Source organism: Rhizobacter sp. P2_G4 (assembly GCF_056403575.1).
Genome location: NZ_JBFUFG010000005.1, coordinates 58,139 through 72,839, shown reverse-complemented (window position 1 = coordinate 72,839; position 14,701 = coordinate 58,139). Strand labels below are relative to the sequence as shown.

Sequence of the window (14,701 nt, the reverse complement as noted above, 5' to 3'; positions counted from 1 at the left end):
GGTGCTGCGTCGCCCCAACGAAAGCGAAAGCCATGTCGATCATTCTCGTGCGCCACGGAGAGACACCGCTCAACGTGGCCCGCACACTGCAGCCTGCCGACACGCCGCTCAGCGCGACGGGCCTGGCCCAGGCCGAGGCCGTCGCCAAGCGCTTGGCGGGCCTGCAAGTGGCCGGCATCGTCAGCAGCGACCTGCCGCGCGCGCTGAGCACCGCACAGGCCATCTCTGCGGCCACCGGCCTCCCCATCTCGACCACTGCGCTGCTGCACGAGCGCAATTTCGGTGACCTGCGCGGCCAGCCCTACGACACGCTGGGCTTCAACCCGCTAACCATGAGCGATGCTCCGCCGGGCGGTGAATCAGCAGCCGAGTTCGACGCGCGTGTGGCACAGGCCTTCGCGCACGTCGTCGCGCTGCGCGCTGCGTTGCCAGGCAGCCTCGCCGTGGTGACACATGGCCTCGTGATCCGCGCTTTGCTCGCAAACCACCTGTCGTCGGCTGAGAGCCTTCCGCTGAAGATCGGCAACACCTCGGTCACCATCGTCGCGGCCCATGCGCCGCACGGCGTGGAGCTGCTCGATTGCACGCGCCACCTCGTCGACAGCATGCAGCACAAGCACGGCAGTCTCTCTGGCGGCTGAAGGGTGTGGGGGATTGACATGCAGCTCTTTCGCGATGTATCAGGGCCACTCACCTTGACGACGGAGCAGCCCTCATGAGTGCCAATCAACCCGCCTACGACCGCGCGCTGCACGAGTTCCAGTGCTTCACCGGCGACCCCGTGTCGAGCGTCAACGAGGCACTCGCAGCGCAGCCCGGCTTCGTGATGGGCCACATGCTGCTGGCCTACATGTACCTGCTGAGCACCGAACGCGCCGCGGTGGCCGTCGGCCGGCAGGCACTGGAGCAGGCCTCGCGCGAATCCGCAACGGCCAACGAGCAAGGCCATCTGGCCGCCGTCGAGCACCTGGTGCATGGTCGCTGGCACGCCGCGGCACGCGTGCTCGAAGATTTGTCGCTCGACCATCCGCACGACGCGCTGGCCCTGCAGGCAGGCCACCTGATCGACTTCTACACCGGCAATGCACGCATGCTGCGCGACCGCATCGCGCGAGCGCTGCCGCAGTGGTCGCCCGGCATGCCCGGCCACCACGCGCTGCTCGGCATGCACGCCTTCGGGCTGGAAGAAACCGCCGACTACGCAACCGCCGAGCGCGCGGGTCGCCTGGCACTTGAGTTGGAACCGCTGAACGCATGGGCCCACCACGCGGTGGCCCATGTGATGGAGATGCAGAACCGCCGGGAAGACGGCATCGCATGGATGCGCAGCCGCGAGCCGCACTGGTCGCAGCAAAATGCGATGGCGGTGCACAACTGGTGGCACCTCGCGCTCTACCACCTGGGCCTGAATCAAACCGACGAGGTGCTCGCGCTGTTCGACAGACCCATCCACGGCGCGCGCTCGCCGCTGGCGCTGGACCTCGTCGATGCGTCAGCGCTGCTGTGGCGCCTGCAATTGCGTGGTGTCGACGTGGGCGAGCGTTGGCAGACCGTGGCCGACGGCTGGCTGCCGCTGGCGCATGACGGCGGCCACTACGCCTTCAACGACGCGCACGCGATGATGGCCTTCGTCGGCGCACAGCGGCATGCCGATGCCGAGGCACTGCTCGCGGCGCAACAGGCCGCTCTGGTTGCACCCGGCGACAACGCCATGTTCACGCGCGAGGTCGGCCAGCCGCTGTGCGAAGCGCTGTGGGCCTTCGGCCGCGCCGACCACGCACGCTGCGTCGAACTGCTGCGGCCGCTGCTTGGCCAGGCCCACCGCTTCGGCGGCAGCCACGCGCAGCGCGATGTGATCGACCTGACGCTGATCGAAGCCGCGCGCCGCGACGGGCAGCTGGCCCTTTACCGCGGCCTGCTTGCCCAGCGAGCGCGGCCTCATTGAGCCGGGCGTGCGCGTGGTGCCTCGATCACCAGGTCACTCTCGGGCCGCGCCACGCAGGGGAGGATGAAGCCCTGGCGCTTCTCGTCGGCGCTCAGGCCGGGCCACTCGATCGCGTAGCTCACGCGGCCCTCGACCGCACGACACAGGCACTCGCGGCAGGTGCCGTTGCGGCACGAACTGGGCAACACCACGCCGGCTTCGCGCGCCGAGCGCAGCAGAGGCTGGCCCGCGGGCGCCTCGAAGCCGCGCCCGAGTTCGACCAGCCTCACGAAGTAGTGCATTGCGTCACCGGTTTCGCTCATCGGCCAAGTACAACACGAAGCCGCTGCTGATAATGCCTGCAGACCGGAAGCCCACCATGCACACCCTCTGCCGCCCACGCTCTTTTCTTGCTGCACCTTTCGCTGCGCTTCTCGTTGCACTGGCCTGGGCCGCCGCGCTGGCCTTGCCACTGACAGCGCCTGCGCACGCCGCGACCAAGGCACCCGCCGCCACGAAGGCCAAGGCAGCCGCACCCAGCGGCTACCGCATCGGCAAGGCACCCGACTGGGTCAAGCCAGTCAAGGCATCTCCGCCCAGCACTGCACCGGCCAGCGGCGGCCTGGGCTACCGCCTGCTGCTGGTGGACACGCAAACGCAGATCGGCGCCGACTCGTCGGAGCAGGTCTACACGCGGAGCGTCTCCACAGCCACCGAAAGCGCGGGCCTGCAGATCGTGTCCAAGGCGGAGCTGTACTTCAACCCCGCCTACCAGACGCTCACGGTGCACGAGGCCACGGTGATCCGCGACGGCAAGCGCCTGGACCGGCTGAAGGACGCACGCATCGAGATGCTGCGCCGTGAAGAAGGCCTGGAGAACCAGACGCTGACCGGCCTGCAGACCCTGCTGGTGGTGATGAACGACGTGCGCGTGGGCGATGCGGTCGAGGTGGCCTACACCCTGCAAGGCAGCAACCCGATCTTCAAGGGCCACTTCGCCGAGGTCTATCAACTGGGCTTCATGGCCACCGTCGATGAGCTGCACCTGCGCATCGAGTACCCACAGGGCCGCACGCTGCACACACGCGGCATCCGCTCCGACGTCCAGCCGGAGCTGAGCACCGCAGGCAATCGGCAGGTGCTGCAACTCACGCGGCGCAACGTGCCTGCCGTGGTGCCCGAAGAAAACGTGCCGCCGTGGTTCAAGGTGTTCCCCGCCCTGCACGTGAGCGACTACGCCGACTGGCAAGGTGTGGCCGCCTGGGCCGACGACTTGTTTGCGAACCCCGGCGAGCTGGGGCCCGAACTCACGGCGCGCATCGAGGCCTGGCGCGCCAAGGGACTGCCACGCGAACAGCTTGCCTCCGAGGTGCTGGAGTTCGTGCAGGACGAAGTGCGCTACTTCAGCGTGAGCCTCGGCGAAAGCTCGCACCGCCCCAAGGCGCCGGTACGCACCTATGCCGAGCGCCTGGGCGACTGCAAGGACAAGGTGGCCTTGCTCGACGCGATCTTGCAGCGCCTGGGCTACGACGCACGGCCTGCGCTGATCTCGATGCACCGCAACCGCGGCGTCACCGACTACCTGCCGTCGCACGACCAGTTCGACCACGTCATCACCCGGCTCCAGCTCGACGACGCCGTCTACTGGCTCGACCCCACCATCCAGAAGCAGGGCCGCCAGCTCGCCACGCGCGGCCAGGTGAATTACGGCATGACGCTGGTGGTCGACCCGCGCAGCACCGCGTTGACGCGCATCGAGCCGGCAGCGGCCAAGCTGCAGGGCATGGAGTTCGATTCGGTGTGGGACGCCTCGGACCTGCGCCGCGCCGTTCAGTTCACCACCACGCTGCGCGCACGTGGCATCTCGGCCGAGAGCTGGCGCAACAGCCTGAGCGCAGGCGGCATCGACCGTCTGGCCAGTGCGCTCGCCGGCGCTTATGCACGCGTGCTGCCGGGGCTCAAGTCGACCGGCGCGCCGGCGGTGCGCGACGACCGTGACACCAATGTCTTCGAGCTGGAGCTGAAGTACGAGGCACCCGGCTTCGGCCAGTACGACCGCGGTGCACTCGCCGTCGACGTGCCGGCGCTCGAGGTGCTGGAGTCGCTCATCGGCCCGCGCGAAGCCAAGCGCGACATGCCCTACATCATCGACCAGCCGCGCCAGGTGAAGCAGCGCCTGCGCTTGATCGCCCCACGCAAGTTCACGACGCAGCCGCCCGCGCCCACCGAAATCGGCGACAAGCATTTCAACCTCGCCGCGCGGTACGAAGTGACCGGCAACACGCTCGACTACCTGCTCACCTACGACCGCCGCGCCGAAGAAGTTCTGCCGAACGATCTGCCCAGCTACCGCGAGCGCGTGCAGACCGCGCGCAGGCTGGGTGCGGTGACGGTGCGCCTGCCGCTGCTCGACTTCGACAGCCTCAACAGCGCCTACTCCGACATCGAGAAACGCGTGCGGCGCAGCCTCGGCCAGCAAAGCGACACGCTGCGCGAGATCGTGATGCGGCAGGAGCTCGAGCGCCTGCTCGCCACCGAGACGCTCAACAGGGCCGGCACCGCCAGCCCGCTCGCCGGTGCGGTGCTCGAGCGCCGCGCCATCGCCAACAGCATGCTCGCCGACTTCAACGCCACGCTGTTGGACGCAGACCAGGCCCTCGCCGCCGCGCCGGAGGTGGGCTACTCGCACTACACGCGCGGGCTGGCGCTGATGTCGCTGGGCCGCAGCGACGAAGCGGTGACCGAGATGCAGCAGTTCAAGAACCCGAGCAGCCGCGCGATGCTCGACCGCGGCATCGGCAGTGCGCTGTACTACCAGGGGCAGTTCGCGCAGGCCGAGCAATCGTTCCGCCAGGCCGCACAAGACAGCTCGGGCGACGACCGCGTGTTCGCGCTGACCTGGCTCTATCTTGCGGCCGAGCGCACCGGCGGCAAGGGCAAGTCTGCCGTCGGCCCTTACCTCGACAGCGTGGACAAGGCGGCCTGGCCCGGCGTGCTGGTGCACTACCTGGCCGGCAATGCGAGCCAGGACGACCTGTTGAAGGCCGCGCGGCAAGACAAGCGCATGGAGCGGCTCAACCTCACCGAGGCCTACTTCTACGTCGGTCAGCAGATGCTGCTCGCCGGCAAGCCCGACGACGCGAAACGCATGTTCCAGCGCACCGTGGAGCTGAATGCCACGCCGTACCGCGAGCACGCGCTGGCGCAGATCGAACTGAAGCGGGCTTCCGGTACGCCGTAGCGCATTGAAGCCGCCACAAGCTCCTACGAAAGCCGTTCTGAACGCCATCACCCCCGCTGTGCCTGCTCCCAAACCCCTGCTGGGCCGCGACCTGCTCGCCGCATTGGCCGTGGTGCTGATCTGGGGCTCCAACTTCGTCGCGATGAAGCACTCGCTGCGCGACTTCACGCCCTTCCAGCTGGGTGCCGTGCGCTACGTGTTCGCGGCCCTGCCCTTGATGCTGTTCGTGAAGCGGCCGCAGCTGCCGGTGCGTTGGCTGGTCTGGTACGGGCTCGCGCAGGGCGTGGGCCAGTTCGGGTTCGTGTTCATCGCATTGCGGGTCGGCATGACGGCGGCGCTCGCCTCGGTGCTGATGCAGACGCAGGTGTTCTTCACCACGCTGCTCGGCATGCTGCTGCTGAAAGAGCACATCGGCGGCCCCTTGCGCGCAGGGCTGGTGCTCGCTGCCGCGGGGCTGGGCTGCTTCGCGCTCAACTACGTGGGCGGCAACAACGCGGCGCATGAGACCACGTGGCTCGGGCTGGTGCTGATGCTGTGTGCTGCGTCGATGTGGGGCGTGGCGAACATCATCACGCGCAAAGTGCAGCAAGCGCACCCGAGCTACGACGCCTTCCAGTTCGTGGTGTGGAGCAGCGTGGTGCCCATCGTCCCGTTCATTGCACTGAGCCTGCTGTTCGATGCGCCCGAAGCGCGCTGGCAATGGCTGCACGCCAGCGCCGATGCCTGGGCCGGCGCGGCCTACCTGGGCTGGGTCGCAACCATCCTGGCCTACGGCCTGTGGACCGTGCTGCTCAAGCGCCACCCGGCCAACCGTGTGGCGCCGTTCAGCCTGGGCGTTCCCGTCGTCGGGCTGGCTGCCGGCATCTGGCTGCTGGGCGAAAGCGTCACGCCGTGGCAGTGGGCCGGCATCGGCTTCGTGGTGGCGGCGCTCGCCGTGGTGATGTTCGGCGGCGCGCTGTGGCGCCGTCGGTTCTAGCGCCCTCGCCCCATCTTTTGCGAGCAGCGCGGGCCGACGGCTTCCAGCGTTGCCCTCCCCTTACTGGTCTGGGTCGGCCTGTGGGCCGGCCTTGGCCTTGACGTGTCCGGCCACCTTTGCGTAAGGCATGGGCCGCACCGTACCCACACCGCGGGCGAGCGTCGGGGGGCCTTCATCATCCTGATCGGCTCCGGGTGAAGCAGGAAGCCCTTGAGCGTGTCCACCCCGAAGGTCGTCAGCGTCGCGTAGTTGCTGGCGCAGTTGCGCCCCAGCACGGCCAGGCAAGTGGGATTGGCCATGTCGATGGTTTGATCCAGCGGTGCATAGACAGGGAAGGGACTCAAGTCCTTCTCCGGATTTCTCGGATCGGCGAACGGAATGGCGACCGGCATCATGCGCTCACTGGTCGGTGAGAAGTAGTTGCCCTCGAGGACGGCTGATGTGGCCCTCTGCGGATTGACCATGATCACTCCGTCATCGTCGTCCCACAGGTTGTTGACGATGTGGAGGATGCCGCCGTTGCCGTATTCCGGTGCGCGGCCGGCAGTGCTGGAGAACCGGTTCGCGATGAGCGTCACGTTCTCGTCCTTGCCAGCCAGCAGCAAGGTCCAGTAGTGCTTGCCATCGCAACTCATCGCGTACTCGTTGGCGCCATCGAAGAGGTTGTTCGAGATGGTGAGGTTTCCCACCTCGGCCAGCCCGGTGGCGATGAACTGGCGGCCGATGCGCGCGAAGTTGTTGTGATCGATCCAGACCTGGCCGGCGTCGACCACGGTGATGGCATCGCCGCCCCAGATCAGCCATTGGTTCATGTCGGTCAACGAGATGTTGCGGATCACGACGTTCGAGACGTGCTGGATCATCAGGCCCTTGCCCTTGATGCCAGCCTTCGTACCAATGCCGATCAGGGTCTTGTTGGAGCCCACCCGCAGCGGCTTGATGCCAGCGGCGTCGTAATCCATTTTCTTGCGTGCGATCGGGTCAAGGGAGCCATCGTTGAGCCGGTGACCTTCGACTGCACAGGTGCCCACCGGATAGTCGGTTGTCATCTCCTGGGTCCTGCAGACCATGTTCGCGTTTTTCCGGCAGATCCAGGCACTGGTCTTCCCCTCGGTGCCGGTGAAGTCGATGACCGATGCCAGCTGGATGATCCGGGGCGTGTCGTCCGTGCAAATGCCGGCCGAGTCGAACTTGTCGCACAGCGCATCCTTCAGGGCGCTGGCCGTCGACACCGTCACTACTTTGCCGCCGGCTCCGCCTGTCGTGCCCGCAGCGAAGCCCACAGGCATGGTCTTGAAGGTGACCCCGACGTTTTTGTTGCCCGCCATGTTGATCTGGCACGCGTTGTTTGCGCCGCATGACGCGGCGTCACCAGTCCAGGCCTTCACGCCGTAAGCACCTTCGGCAACGGCCTTGAGCGTGACGATGGCGCCGCGCGAGAAGGTGGCGCCCGACACAGCACCCTCGATATGGCCTTCGGCCGGATACGCGATCGTCAGCTTGTACGAAGCGGCGGGTGGCTGGACTACCGGCGTGCTTGGCTTGGGGACCACGGGGCTGGTCACCGGCTTGCTTGGAGCGGCGGGCGGGGCCGCTGGAGTGCCTGACTTACCGATCTGGCATTCCTTGAGCACACCGCGCAGCGGGTCGCGACCGAAGAACGCATTCGTGCACATGCCCTTGGCACCGACCTTCTTGGTGATCCAGGTGCTGCCACTTCCGTATCGCACGGTCTTGTTCTTGACGACGAAAGGCTCCCCTTCCTGCGCGATCGGCGTCCAGATGGTCGCATGCGCAGAGGTGTGGACACCAGCGCCCAGTGCGCCAGCCGCGAGCACGGCGCAGAGCATGCGCAGCGAGGTCGTTGTGAATCGAGGAGCGGGTGGGGCGGTGAGAGGGTGCAATGCGTCGATCACGATAGGTCCGGTTGATGGAGGGGCGCCGCCATGGTGAACCCACGTACCGTGGAAGTAATGATCAAACCCTGATGGACTCGTTAGCGCATGGCGGCACAGCACCGAGCGGATGCAACACGGCGATGCGAAGTGCGAGGCTCATGGCCACTGGCAGCGGACGAAAGAGCATCGTGGATTGAAGATGTTTTGGTCCGGGATCGGTCATGCGAAAACCGACTGATCTCCCTAGAGCACGTGCAGCCTCCGACGCGATGCCGAGCTGCCTGCCGCGGCGCGTAAGTCGATCGGGCGCACGCCCATGGAAAGCAACCCCGCCATGAAGTACGAAGAGACCAGCAATCCTCCGGGCGGCGACAACACGGGACTTCGCCCCGCATGCTGCTGCAGGCAAGCTTCTAGAGTCGTTCGAGCAGCGCCATCGCCGCGGCCGGGTTGCGCTCCTTGGCGGCGCTGATGAAGAAGAAGAACACATCGCGCGGCTGAACCGGCTGCGGTTTCGGCTCGACGCGCGGCAGGCCAACGGGCTCGTCGCCGGCGGCCCAGGCCCGCACGCACGCGGCGAACTGGTCGAGTGCGGCCGGCTCGTAGCCTTGCGGGAGGCTGGATTGCGAGCGCATCGTGCGCGCGTAGACGAAGTCACCGGTGACGTCGGCAAACGATGGGTAGTCGTCTGAGTCGGTGAACACCGTGCCCATTTTGTAGCGGCGCGCAAGCGCCAGGTACTCAGGCGTCATGAAGCTCTCGTGCCGCACGTCGAGCACATGGCGCAGCGGCAAGCCCTGCACCGCCGAGGGCAGCAGCTTCAAGAAGGCTTCGAAGTCGACCGGGTCGAAGCGCTTGGTCGGCGCGAACTGCCACAGCACGGGGCCGAGCTTGTCGCCCAGCTCGGCGAGGCCGCTGCCGATGAACCGCTCGACCGATTCGCCGGCCTCGGCGAGCACGCGCCGGTTGGTCGCGAAGCGGTTGGCCTTGAGCGAGAACACGAAGCCGTCGGGCGTCTCGTCGCGCCACTTGGCGAAGGTGGCGGGCTTCATCGCGCTGTAGTAGGTGCCGTTGACCTCGATCGCGGTCATCTTGCGGCTGGCGTATTCGAGCTCGCGGCTCTGCGACCAACCCTTGGGGTAGAAGTTGTCGCGCCAGGGTTCGAAGGTCCAGCCCCCGATGCCCACGCGGATGTGCGCGCCGCTCATCGCAGGCCCCACGCCACGGTGGCGATCAAGGCGATCGCGAGCACCGTGCAGATGCCGATCAGCAAGCGCGTGCGTGCGCGAAGGATGTCGATCGCCTCGACGATGCGGGCGTTCTGCTCGGCCAGCGACTCGACCAGCCGCGCCGCGGCACCTTGCTGTTCGGCGACCTGCGCCAGGCTGGCTTCGAGCTGCGAGACGCGACCGTCGAGGTCGCCACTGTTGCCGCGCTCGGCAGGTGTGGCAGGTACATCGGTCTGCTGGCTGCGCGTGAAGATCTTGCGGGCACCTTTGACCAGCCCCGGCGCCGCGTCGATCACGTCGTTCCAGGGGATGACCTTGAGTGCGCTCATCCAAGAAAGGGCCATGGTGATGGCCTGCCGGCATGAGGCCGGTCAGGCAGATCTGAGTGTCGCACCACCTGGAGGCCGAGCTTTCAAAAGCCCAGCGGGTCAGCGGCCTTGCTGCCGTGTCAAAGCGTCAGGCAGCACGTACCTGGCCACCTTCGACACGCACGCGGTCGCCGACGTGCAAGCCGTCGAGCTGGCTGCGCTCGAAGGTGCGCACGTCGCCGTTGTCGAGCTTGACCTGGACGCGGTACCCCACGACCTTCACGGCGCGGTCACGCTCGATCTTGTTGCCGAGCAAGGCGCCGCCCACAGCGCCGACCACGGTGGCGGCGTCCTGCCCGCGCCCGTCACCAACCTGGTGGCCTGCCACGCCGCCAAGCACGCCACCGGCCACGGCGCCCACGCCGCTGCCCTTGGGTCGCTCGGTCAGGGTTTCGATGTGGCTCACTTCGCCGAGGTTCGCGCTGACCACCGGCTTGGCCGGCACGGGAGCCGCCGCCGTCGCCGTGGGCGCCTGGGTTGCGGTCTTCGCAGGGACTGCAGCAGAGGGAACGGCACCAGAGACAACCGGTTCTCCGTTCTGCGGCCCGCAACCGCCGAGCACCACAAGGCAAGCGAGGGACATGGAGGCCAGCGACGCAGTGGTGTAGTCGAACGATTTTTTCATGAGGTGCTCCTGTTGTTGCTCTGGCTGCGGCGGCTCACATGCAGCGCCATCGCAGCTCGTGCCGAATCGTCGGCGGGCCAACGATTCGGGTCTGCCCGCCAAGCGCGCATCCGTACCTCGGCTTGTGCGCTACCCCGCTGTAGGACATCGGCGCATGTGCGAAAGCGCCATGTAGGCGTCGGCCTACATGAGCTTGATCGTTCGCCTGATGGCGACGGCGGTGCGGTGGATAGACGATGCCTATCAATCACCGACGGAATCACCCACGGCCCACGGGCCACCCCAGGAGCAAGACCATGGCGAACAACGACGACTGGCTCGAGGACGTGCGGCGCTGGTACTACGGTGGCAGCCCGCCAGCAGCGGAGGTCGACTCCGCCTCAGGCCACGACGCCGTGGGGTACGAGGCGGCGCAGCCGGCTGTGCAGGCCCGCCACTGGCCGGACGCACCGCAGCCGAAGATCGACAAGCCCGCCTGAGCCGGCGGCAAGCCGGCGACGGCCTACCAGGTGTCGATGGGTGAGGTGCGCCTGTCGCGCAACTTCGAAGACGCCAGCCCACGTGCCAGCCAGTGGCGCGTGTCCGCCGGGTCAATCACCGCGTCGATCTCCAGCATCGCCGCCATGTTGATGGCCTTGCCGCGCTCGTATTGCGCGGCTACCAGCTTGTCGTAGAGCGCGTCGCGCTCCGGCCCTTCGGCTGCAGCTTCCAATTCCTTCCGATAGCCTAGGCGTATCGCGCCTTCGAGCCCCATGCCGCCGAACTCGCCGCTCGGCCATGCGGCGGCGAGCGTCGGTTCGCGGAACCCGCCGCCGGCCATCGCCATCGCACCCAAGCCATAACCCTTGCGCAGCACGAGGGCGAGAAACGGCACGCGCAGGTGTGCAGCGGTAACGAACATGCGGCTCACGTGTCGCACTTGCGCCTTCTCTTCGATCTCGGGCCCGACCATGAAGCCAGGCGTGTCGATCAGCGAGACGAGCGGCAGGCCATGTGCATTGCACAGCTGCATGAAGCGTGCGGCCTTGTCGGCAGCATCGGCATCGATGGCGCCACCGAGATGCACCGGGTTGTTGGCCATCAGCCCGACCGGCCGCCCTTCGATGCGCGCCAGGGCGGTCAGGATGCCGACGCCGAAGCCGGCGCGCAGTTCGAGCAGCGAGCCGACGTCGGCCACGCCCTGCATCACCTGGCGCACGTCGTAGGTGCGCACGCGGTTCTCGGGCAAGGCATCGCGCAGGCGCAGTGCGTCGGGCGCCGACCACCCGGTGCTGCGCCCCTGGAAGAAGCCGAGGTACTGCCGCGCCAAGGCTACGGCCTGCGCCTCGTCATCGACCAGCACGTCGATCACGCCGTTGCCGTGCTGCAGCTCGCTCGGGCCGATCTGCTCCGGCGTGAAGACACCCAGCCCGCCGCCTTCGACCATCGCCGGGCCGCCCATGCCGATGTTGCTGCCGCGGGTGGCGATGATCACGTCGCTGCAGCCCAGCAGCGCCGCGTTGCCGGCAAAGCAGCGGCCGGCCACGATGCCGACCACCGGCACCTGGCCGCTCAGCCGCGCGTAGTTCGCGAAGGTGTGCAGGTCCAGCCCGGCCACGTGGGGCGAGTCGGTGTCGCCGGGCCGCCCGCCGCCGCCTTCGGCAAACAGCACCACCGGCAGCTTCTGTTCAAGCGCAATGCCGAGCATGCGGTCGGTCTTCTGGTGATTGCGCATGCCCTGCGTGCCGGCCAGCACGGTCGCGTCGTACGACATCACCACGCAGCGCGCCGCCTCTTCGCCGAACTGCGCGCCGTTGATGGTGCCGATGCCGGTGACCATGCCGTCGGCCGGCGTGTTCCTGATCAGGTCGTCAAGCGGGCGGCGGCGCGTCTGCGCGGCAAAGGCAAGCGCGCCGTACTCGGCGAAGCTGCCTTCGTCGCAGAGGTCGGCGATGTTCTCGCGTGCGCTGCGCATGCCGAGCGCGTGGCGTTTGGCCATGGCTTCGGGGCGCTGCGCGTCGAGCGTGAATGCGTGGCGGTCGATCACCTCTTGCAGGTCGGCCCGCACGGTTGCAGATGCGGTAATTGCCGCCGCTGCCGCGGCCTGCGGCAGCGCAGCCCGCGCCGCTGCGGCTCCGAGCGTCAGCAGCGTGTCGTCTTCAGCCACCAATTCGCCTGCACGGGCCGTGACAGTCAGCACCGTGCCACCGCTCTCGGCGCGCACCTCGTGCTCCATCTTCATCGCCTCGAGCACCAGCAGCAGCTGGCCGGCTTGTACCGCCTCGCCAGCAGCCACCGCCACCTGAACCACCGTGCCCGCCATCGGGGCCTTTACCGTGTTCTGCGTCATGTCTCGGTCTCCTCGGCGCACTGTAGCGAGAGGTGCCGCGGCGGCCTGACACCGCGGTGACAAGCGCTTCAGCTGGCGTTCAGCGCACGCGGCCGATTGCTACAAGCTGTAGCTCGGGTATCGTCCCGGCTCCACACAACGGAGCCCCCATGCCTTCTCTGCGCGTCCTGGCTGCTGCCATCAGCATCGCTGCCACTCACCACCTCGCAGCCCAGACGCTGCCGCCGCTCGGCACCGCGCCCTACTTCGGCGTGATCAACCTCGACGTCGACGCCACCGACACCGACCACAAGGTCTTCCGCGTGCGCCAGTCCCTGCCCGTCAAACCCGGGCCCCTGGCGCTCTACTACCCGCAGTGGGTGCCGGGCACGCATTCGCCGACCGGCACGGTCGGCCAGGTCGCCGGCTTGCGCTTCTCGGCACAGGGCAAGCCGCTGGAATGGAAGCGCAACATGGTTGACATGCACGCCTTCCACGTCGAGGTGCCTGCCGGCGTGAGCACGCTCGACATCGAATTCCAGTTCCTCGGCCTGGTCAACAGCAACGCCGGCCGCGTGGAAATGACGCCGCACATCCTCGGCGTGGAGTGGAACGAGGTGCTGCTCTACCCCGCCGGCCACACGGCCTCGCAGATCGGCGTGCACGCCAGCCTCACGCTGCCGAAGGGCTGGAACTACGGCACCGCCCTGCGCCCCGAAGGCGAACGCCGCGGCGACAAGGTCGAGTTCCAGACAGTGGACCTCGAAACGCTGGTCGACTCGCCGGTGTTCGCCGGCCGCAATTTCCATCGCTACGACCTCGACCCCGATGCCGTCAAGGCGGGCCGCTCGCCGGTGTTCCTGAACGTGGTTTCGGACGAAGCGCGCCAGGCCAAGGCCAGCGAAGAGCAACTGACCGCGCACCGCGCGCTGGTCACCCAGGCCGACCGCGTGTTCGCCTCGCGCCACTTCGCGCACTACGACTTCCTGCTCGCCACCAGCGATGAGTTCGGCGAGATCGGGCTGGAGCACCACCAGTCGAGCGAGAACGGCGTCAAGCCCTACTACTTCACTGATTGGGCCAAGAGTTCACCCGGGCGCGGCCTGCTGCCGCACGAGTACGCGCACTCCTGGAACGGCAAGTTCCGCCGCCCGGCCGACCTGTCGACGCCGCACTTCAACGTGCCCATGCAGGACAGCCTGCTGTGGGTCTACGAAGGCCAGACGCAGTACTGGGGCGTGGTGCTGGCAGCCCGCTCGGGCCTGATCAGCCCGGCGGACACGCGCGAAGACCTGGCCAACGCGGCCGCAGCGCTGGAGGCACGCGTTGGCCGCAGCTGGCGCAACCTGCAGGACACCACCAACGAGCCGATCGTGGCGCAACACCGCTGGACGCGTGACTGGCGCAACTGGCAGCGCAGCGCCGACTACTACGACGAGTCGATGCTGGTCTGGCTGGAGGCCGACATGCTGATCCGCGATCGCTCGCAGTACACGCGCTCGCTCGACGACTTTGCCCGTGCCTTCTTCGGCGCCGAGCCCAAGCGCGTGAAGCCGCTGGTCTACACCTTCGACGACCTGGTGACCGAGCTGAACCGCGTGCAGCCCAACGACTGGGCCGGCTTCCTGCGTCAACGGCTGGATCGCCACGACGGCGAAGGCCTGCTCGCGGGCCTCACCGCCGCCGGCTGGAAGCTCGCCTGGAGCGAGAAGCCGACCGACCGCTACAAGCTGCGCCAGGAGGCGTACGACTTCACCGACTTCGTCTACTCCATCGGCATCACGCTCGACAAGGACGCCAAGCTGACGACGGTGAACTGGGACAGCCCGGCCTTCAATGCCGGCCTGTCGACAGCTGCCACGCTGCTGGCGGTGAACGGCGTCGCCTACAAGGCCGAGAAGCTGGAAGAGGCCATCACCGCCGCCAAGGACGGCGCGCCGATCGAACTGCTCGTGAAGGAGGCCGACCGTTACCGCACGGTGAAGGTGGAATGGCGCGGCGGCCTGCGCTACCCGAAGCTCGAGCGCATCGAGGGCAAGCCCGACCGGCTGAGCGTGTTGCTGACGCCGCTGAAGTAACCGCCTCGTAACCCACGGGCGACCCGGCCCGTGGGATGGCGGCCGTCATGTCAT

The 14,701-nt window shown here is 67.6% G+C and carries 11 protein-coding genes and 1 pseudogene; 6 read left to right on the top strand and 6 right to left on the bottom strand.

The window, feature by feature from the left end; genetic code table 11:
- Positions 1-32: 32 nt before the first annotated feature.
- Positions 33-641, top strand: a complete 609-nt coding sequence (locus AC1DYS_RS19215) for a histidine phosphatase family protein (RefSeq protein ID WP_477902057.1) — start codon at positions 33-35, stop codon at positions 639-641.
- A 74-nt stretch (positions 642-715) separates the two neighbouring features.
- Positions 716-1,945, top strand: a complete 1,230-nt coding sequence (locus AC1DYS_RS19210; RefSeq protein WP_477902055.1) for a tetratricopeptide repeat protein — start codon at positions 716-718, stop codon at positions 1,943-1,945.
- On the opposite strand, the gene AC1DYS_RS19205 is transcribed toward AC1DYS_RS19210, so the two are convergent.
- Positions 1,939-2,247 carry a 2Fe-2S iron-sulfur cluster-binding protein gene (locus AC1DYS_RS19205; RefSeq protein ID WP_477902053.1) on the bottom strand — a complete coding sequence of 103 codons (309 nt, stop codon included), beginning with the start codon at positions 2,245-2,247 and terminating at the stop codon, positions 1,939-1,941. The genes AC1DYS_RS19210 and AC1DYS_RS19205 overlap by 7 nt on opposite strands.
- Positions 2,248-2,303: 56 nt before the next feature.
- Between AC1DYS_RS19205 and AC1DYS_RS19200 the strand changes: the two genes are divergently transcribed.
- Both AC1DYS_RS19200 and AC1DYS_RS19195 read left to right on the top strand, forming a co-directional pair.
- Positions 2,304-5,165 carry a DUF3857 domain-containing protein gene (locus AC1DYS_RS19200; protein ID WP_477902051.1) on the top strand — a complete coding sequence of 954 codons (2,862 nt, stop codon included), beginning with the start codon at positions 2,304-2,306 and terminating at the stop codon, positions 5,163-5,165.
- A 58-nt stretch (positions 5,166-5,223) separates the two neighbouring features.
- Positions 5,224-6,141: an EamA family transporter gene (locus AC1DYS_RS19195; protein ID WP_477902049.1), complete on the top strand. Its 918-nt coding sequence runs from the start codon at positions 5,224-5,226 to the stop codon at positions 6,139-6,141.
- Here AC1DYS_RS19195 and AC1DYS_RS19190 read toward each other — a convergent pair.
- The 4 genes from AC1DYS_RS19190 to AC1DYS_RS19175 form a co-directional block, all read right to left on the bottom strand.
- The gene (locus AC1DYS_RS19190) at positions 6,138-8,057 is read right to left on the bottom strand and encodes a pectate lyase family protein (RefSeq protein WP_477902047.1); all 1,920 of its coding nucleotides are present in this window, start codon (positions 8,055-8,057) and stop codon (positions 6,138-6,140) included. The genes AC1DYS_RS19195 and AC1DYS_RS19190 overlap by 4 nt on opposite strands.
- A 395-nt stretch (positions 8,058-8,452) precedes the next feature.
- On the bottom strand, positions 8,453-9,247 hold the full coding sequence (locus AC1DYS_RS19185; RefSeq protein ID WP_477902045.1) for a DUF72 domain-containing protein: 795 nt from the start codon (positions 9,245-9,247) through the stop codon (positions 8,453-8,455).
- Complete coding sequence (locus AC1DYS_RS19180; RefSeq protein WP_477902043.1) at positions 9,244-9,612, bottom strand: hypothetical protein; 369 nt, start codon at positions 9,610-9,612, stop codon at positions 9,244-9,246. The genes AC1DYS_RS19185 and AC1DYS_RS19180 overlap by 4 nt, the downstream gene beginning before the upstream one ends.
- A gap of 112 nt (positions 9,613-9,724) precedes the next feature.
- Entirely contained in the window at positions 9,725-10,261 is a 537-nt protein-coding gene (locus AC1DYS_RS19175; RefSeq protein WP_477902041.1) for an outer membrane lipoprotein, read from the bottom strand.
- A gap of 296 nt (positions 10,262-10,557) precedes the next feature.
- Here AC1DYS_RS19175 and AC1DYS_RS19170 point away from each other — a divergent pair, with 296 nt between their 5' ends.
- Positions 10,558-10,740, top strand: coding sequence for a hypothetical protein (locus AC1DYS_RS19170; protein ID WP_477902039.1), 183 nt, complete (start codon positions 10,558-10,560; stop codon positions 10,738-10,740).
- 23 nt (positions 10,741-10,763) lie between these two features.
- On the opposite strand, the pseudogene AC1DYS_RS19165 reads toward AC1DYS_RS19170, so the two are convergent.
- A pseudogene (locus AC1DYS_RS19165) lies at positions 10,764-12,635 on the bottom strand (carboxyl transferase domain-containing protein); the annotation flags it as partial.
- Between the two features lie 104 nt (positions 12,636-12,739).
- Between AC1DYS_RS19165 and AC1DYS_RS19160 the strand changes: the two are divergent.
- A complete protein-coding gene (locus tag AC1DYS_RS19160; RefSeq protein ID WP_477902037.1) occupies positions 12,740-14,647 on the top strand; it encodes a M61 family metallopeptidase in 1,908 nt (635 codons plus the stop codon).
- Positions 14,648-14,701 lie beyond the last annotated feature (54 nt).

Excerpts from the sequence above, each read along its gene's own strand:
- AC1DYS_RS19160 (WP_477902037.1), top strand. The coding sequence starts at position 12,740 with ATGCCTTCTCTGCGCGTCCTGGCTGCTGCCATCAGCATCGCTGCCACT.
- AC1DYS_RS19215 (WP_477902057.1), top strand. The coding sequence starts at position 33 with ATGTCGATCATTCTCGTGCGCCACGGAGAGACACCGCTCAACGTGGCC.
- AC1DYS_RS19170 (WP_477902039.1), top strand. The coding sequence starts at position 10,558 with ATGGCGAACAACGACGACTGGCTCGAGGACGTGCGGCGCTGGTACTAC.
- AC1DYS_RS19205 (WP_477902053.1), bottom strand. The coding sequence starts at position 2,247 with ATGAGCGAAACCGGTGACGCAATGCACTACTTCGTGAGGCTGGTCGAA.
- AC1DYS_RS19185 (WP_477902045.1), bottom strand. The coding sequence starts at position 9,247 with ATGAGCGGCGCGCACATCCGCGTGGGCATCGGGGGCTGGACCTTCGAA.
- AC1DYS_RS19175 (WP_477902041.1), bottom strand. The coding sequence starts at position 10,261 with ATGAAAAAATCGTTCGACTACACCACTGCGTCGCTGGCCTCCATGTCC.
- AC1DYS_RS19200 (WP_477902051.1), top strand. The coding sequence starts at position 2,304 with ATGCACACCCTCTGCCGCCCACGCTCTTTTCTTGCTGCACCTTTCGCT.
- AC1DYS_RS19180 (WP_477902043.1), bottom strand. The coding sequence starts at position 9,612 with ATGGCCCTTTCTTGGATGAGCGCACTCAAGGTCATCCCCTGGAACGAC.
- AC1DYS_RS19210 (WP_477902055.1), top strand. The coding sequence starts at position 716 with ATGAGTGCCAATCAACCCGCCTACGACCGCGCGCTGCACGAGTTCCAG.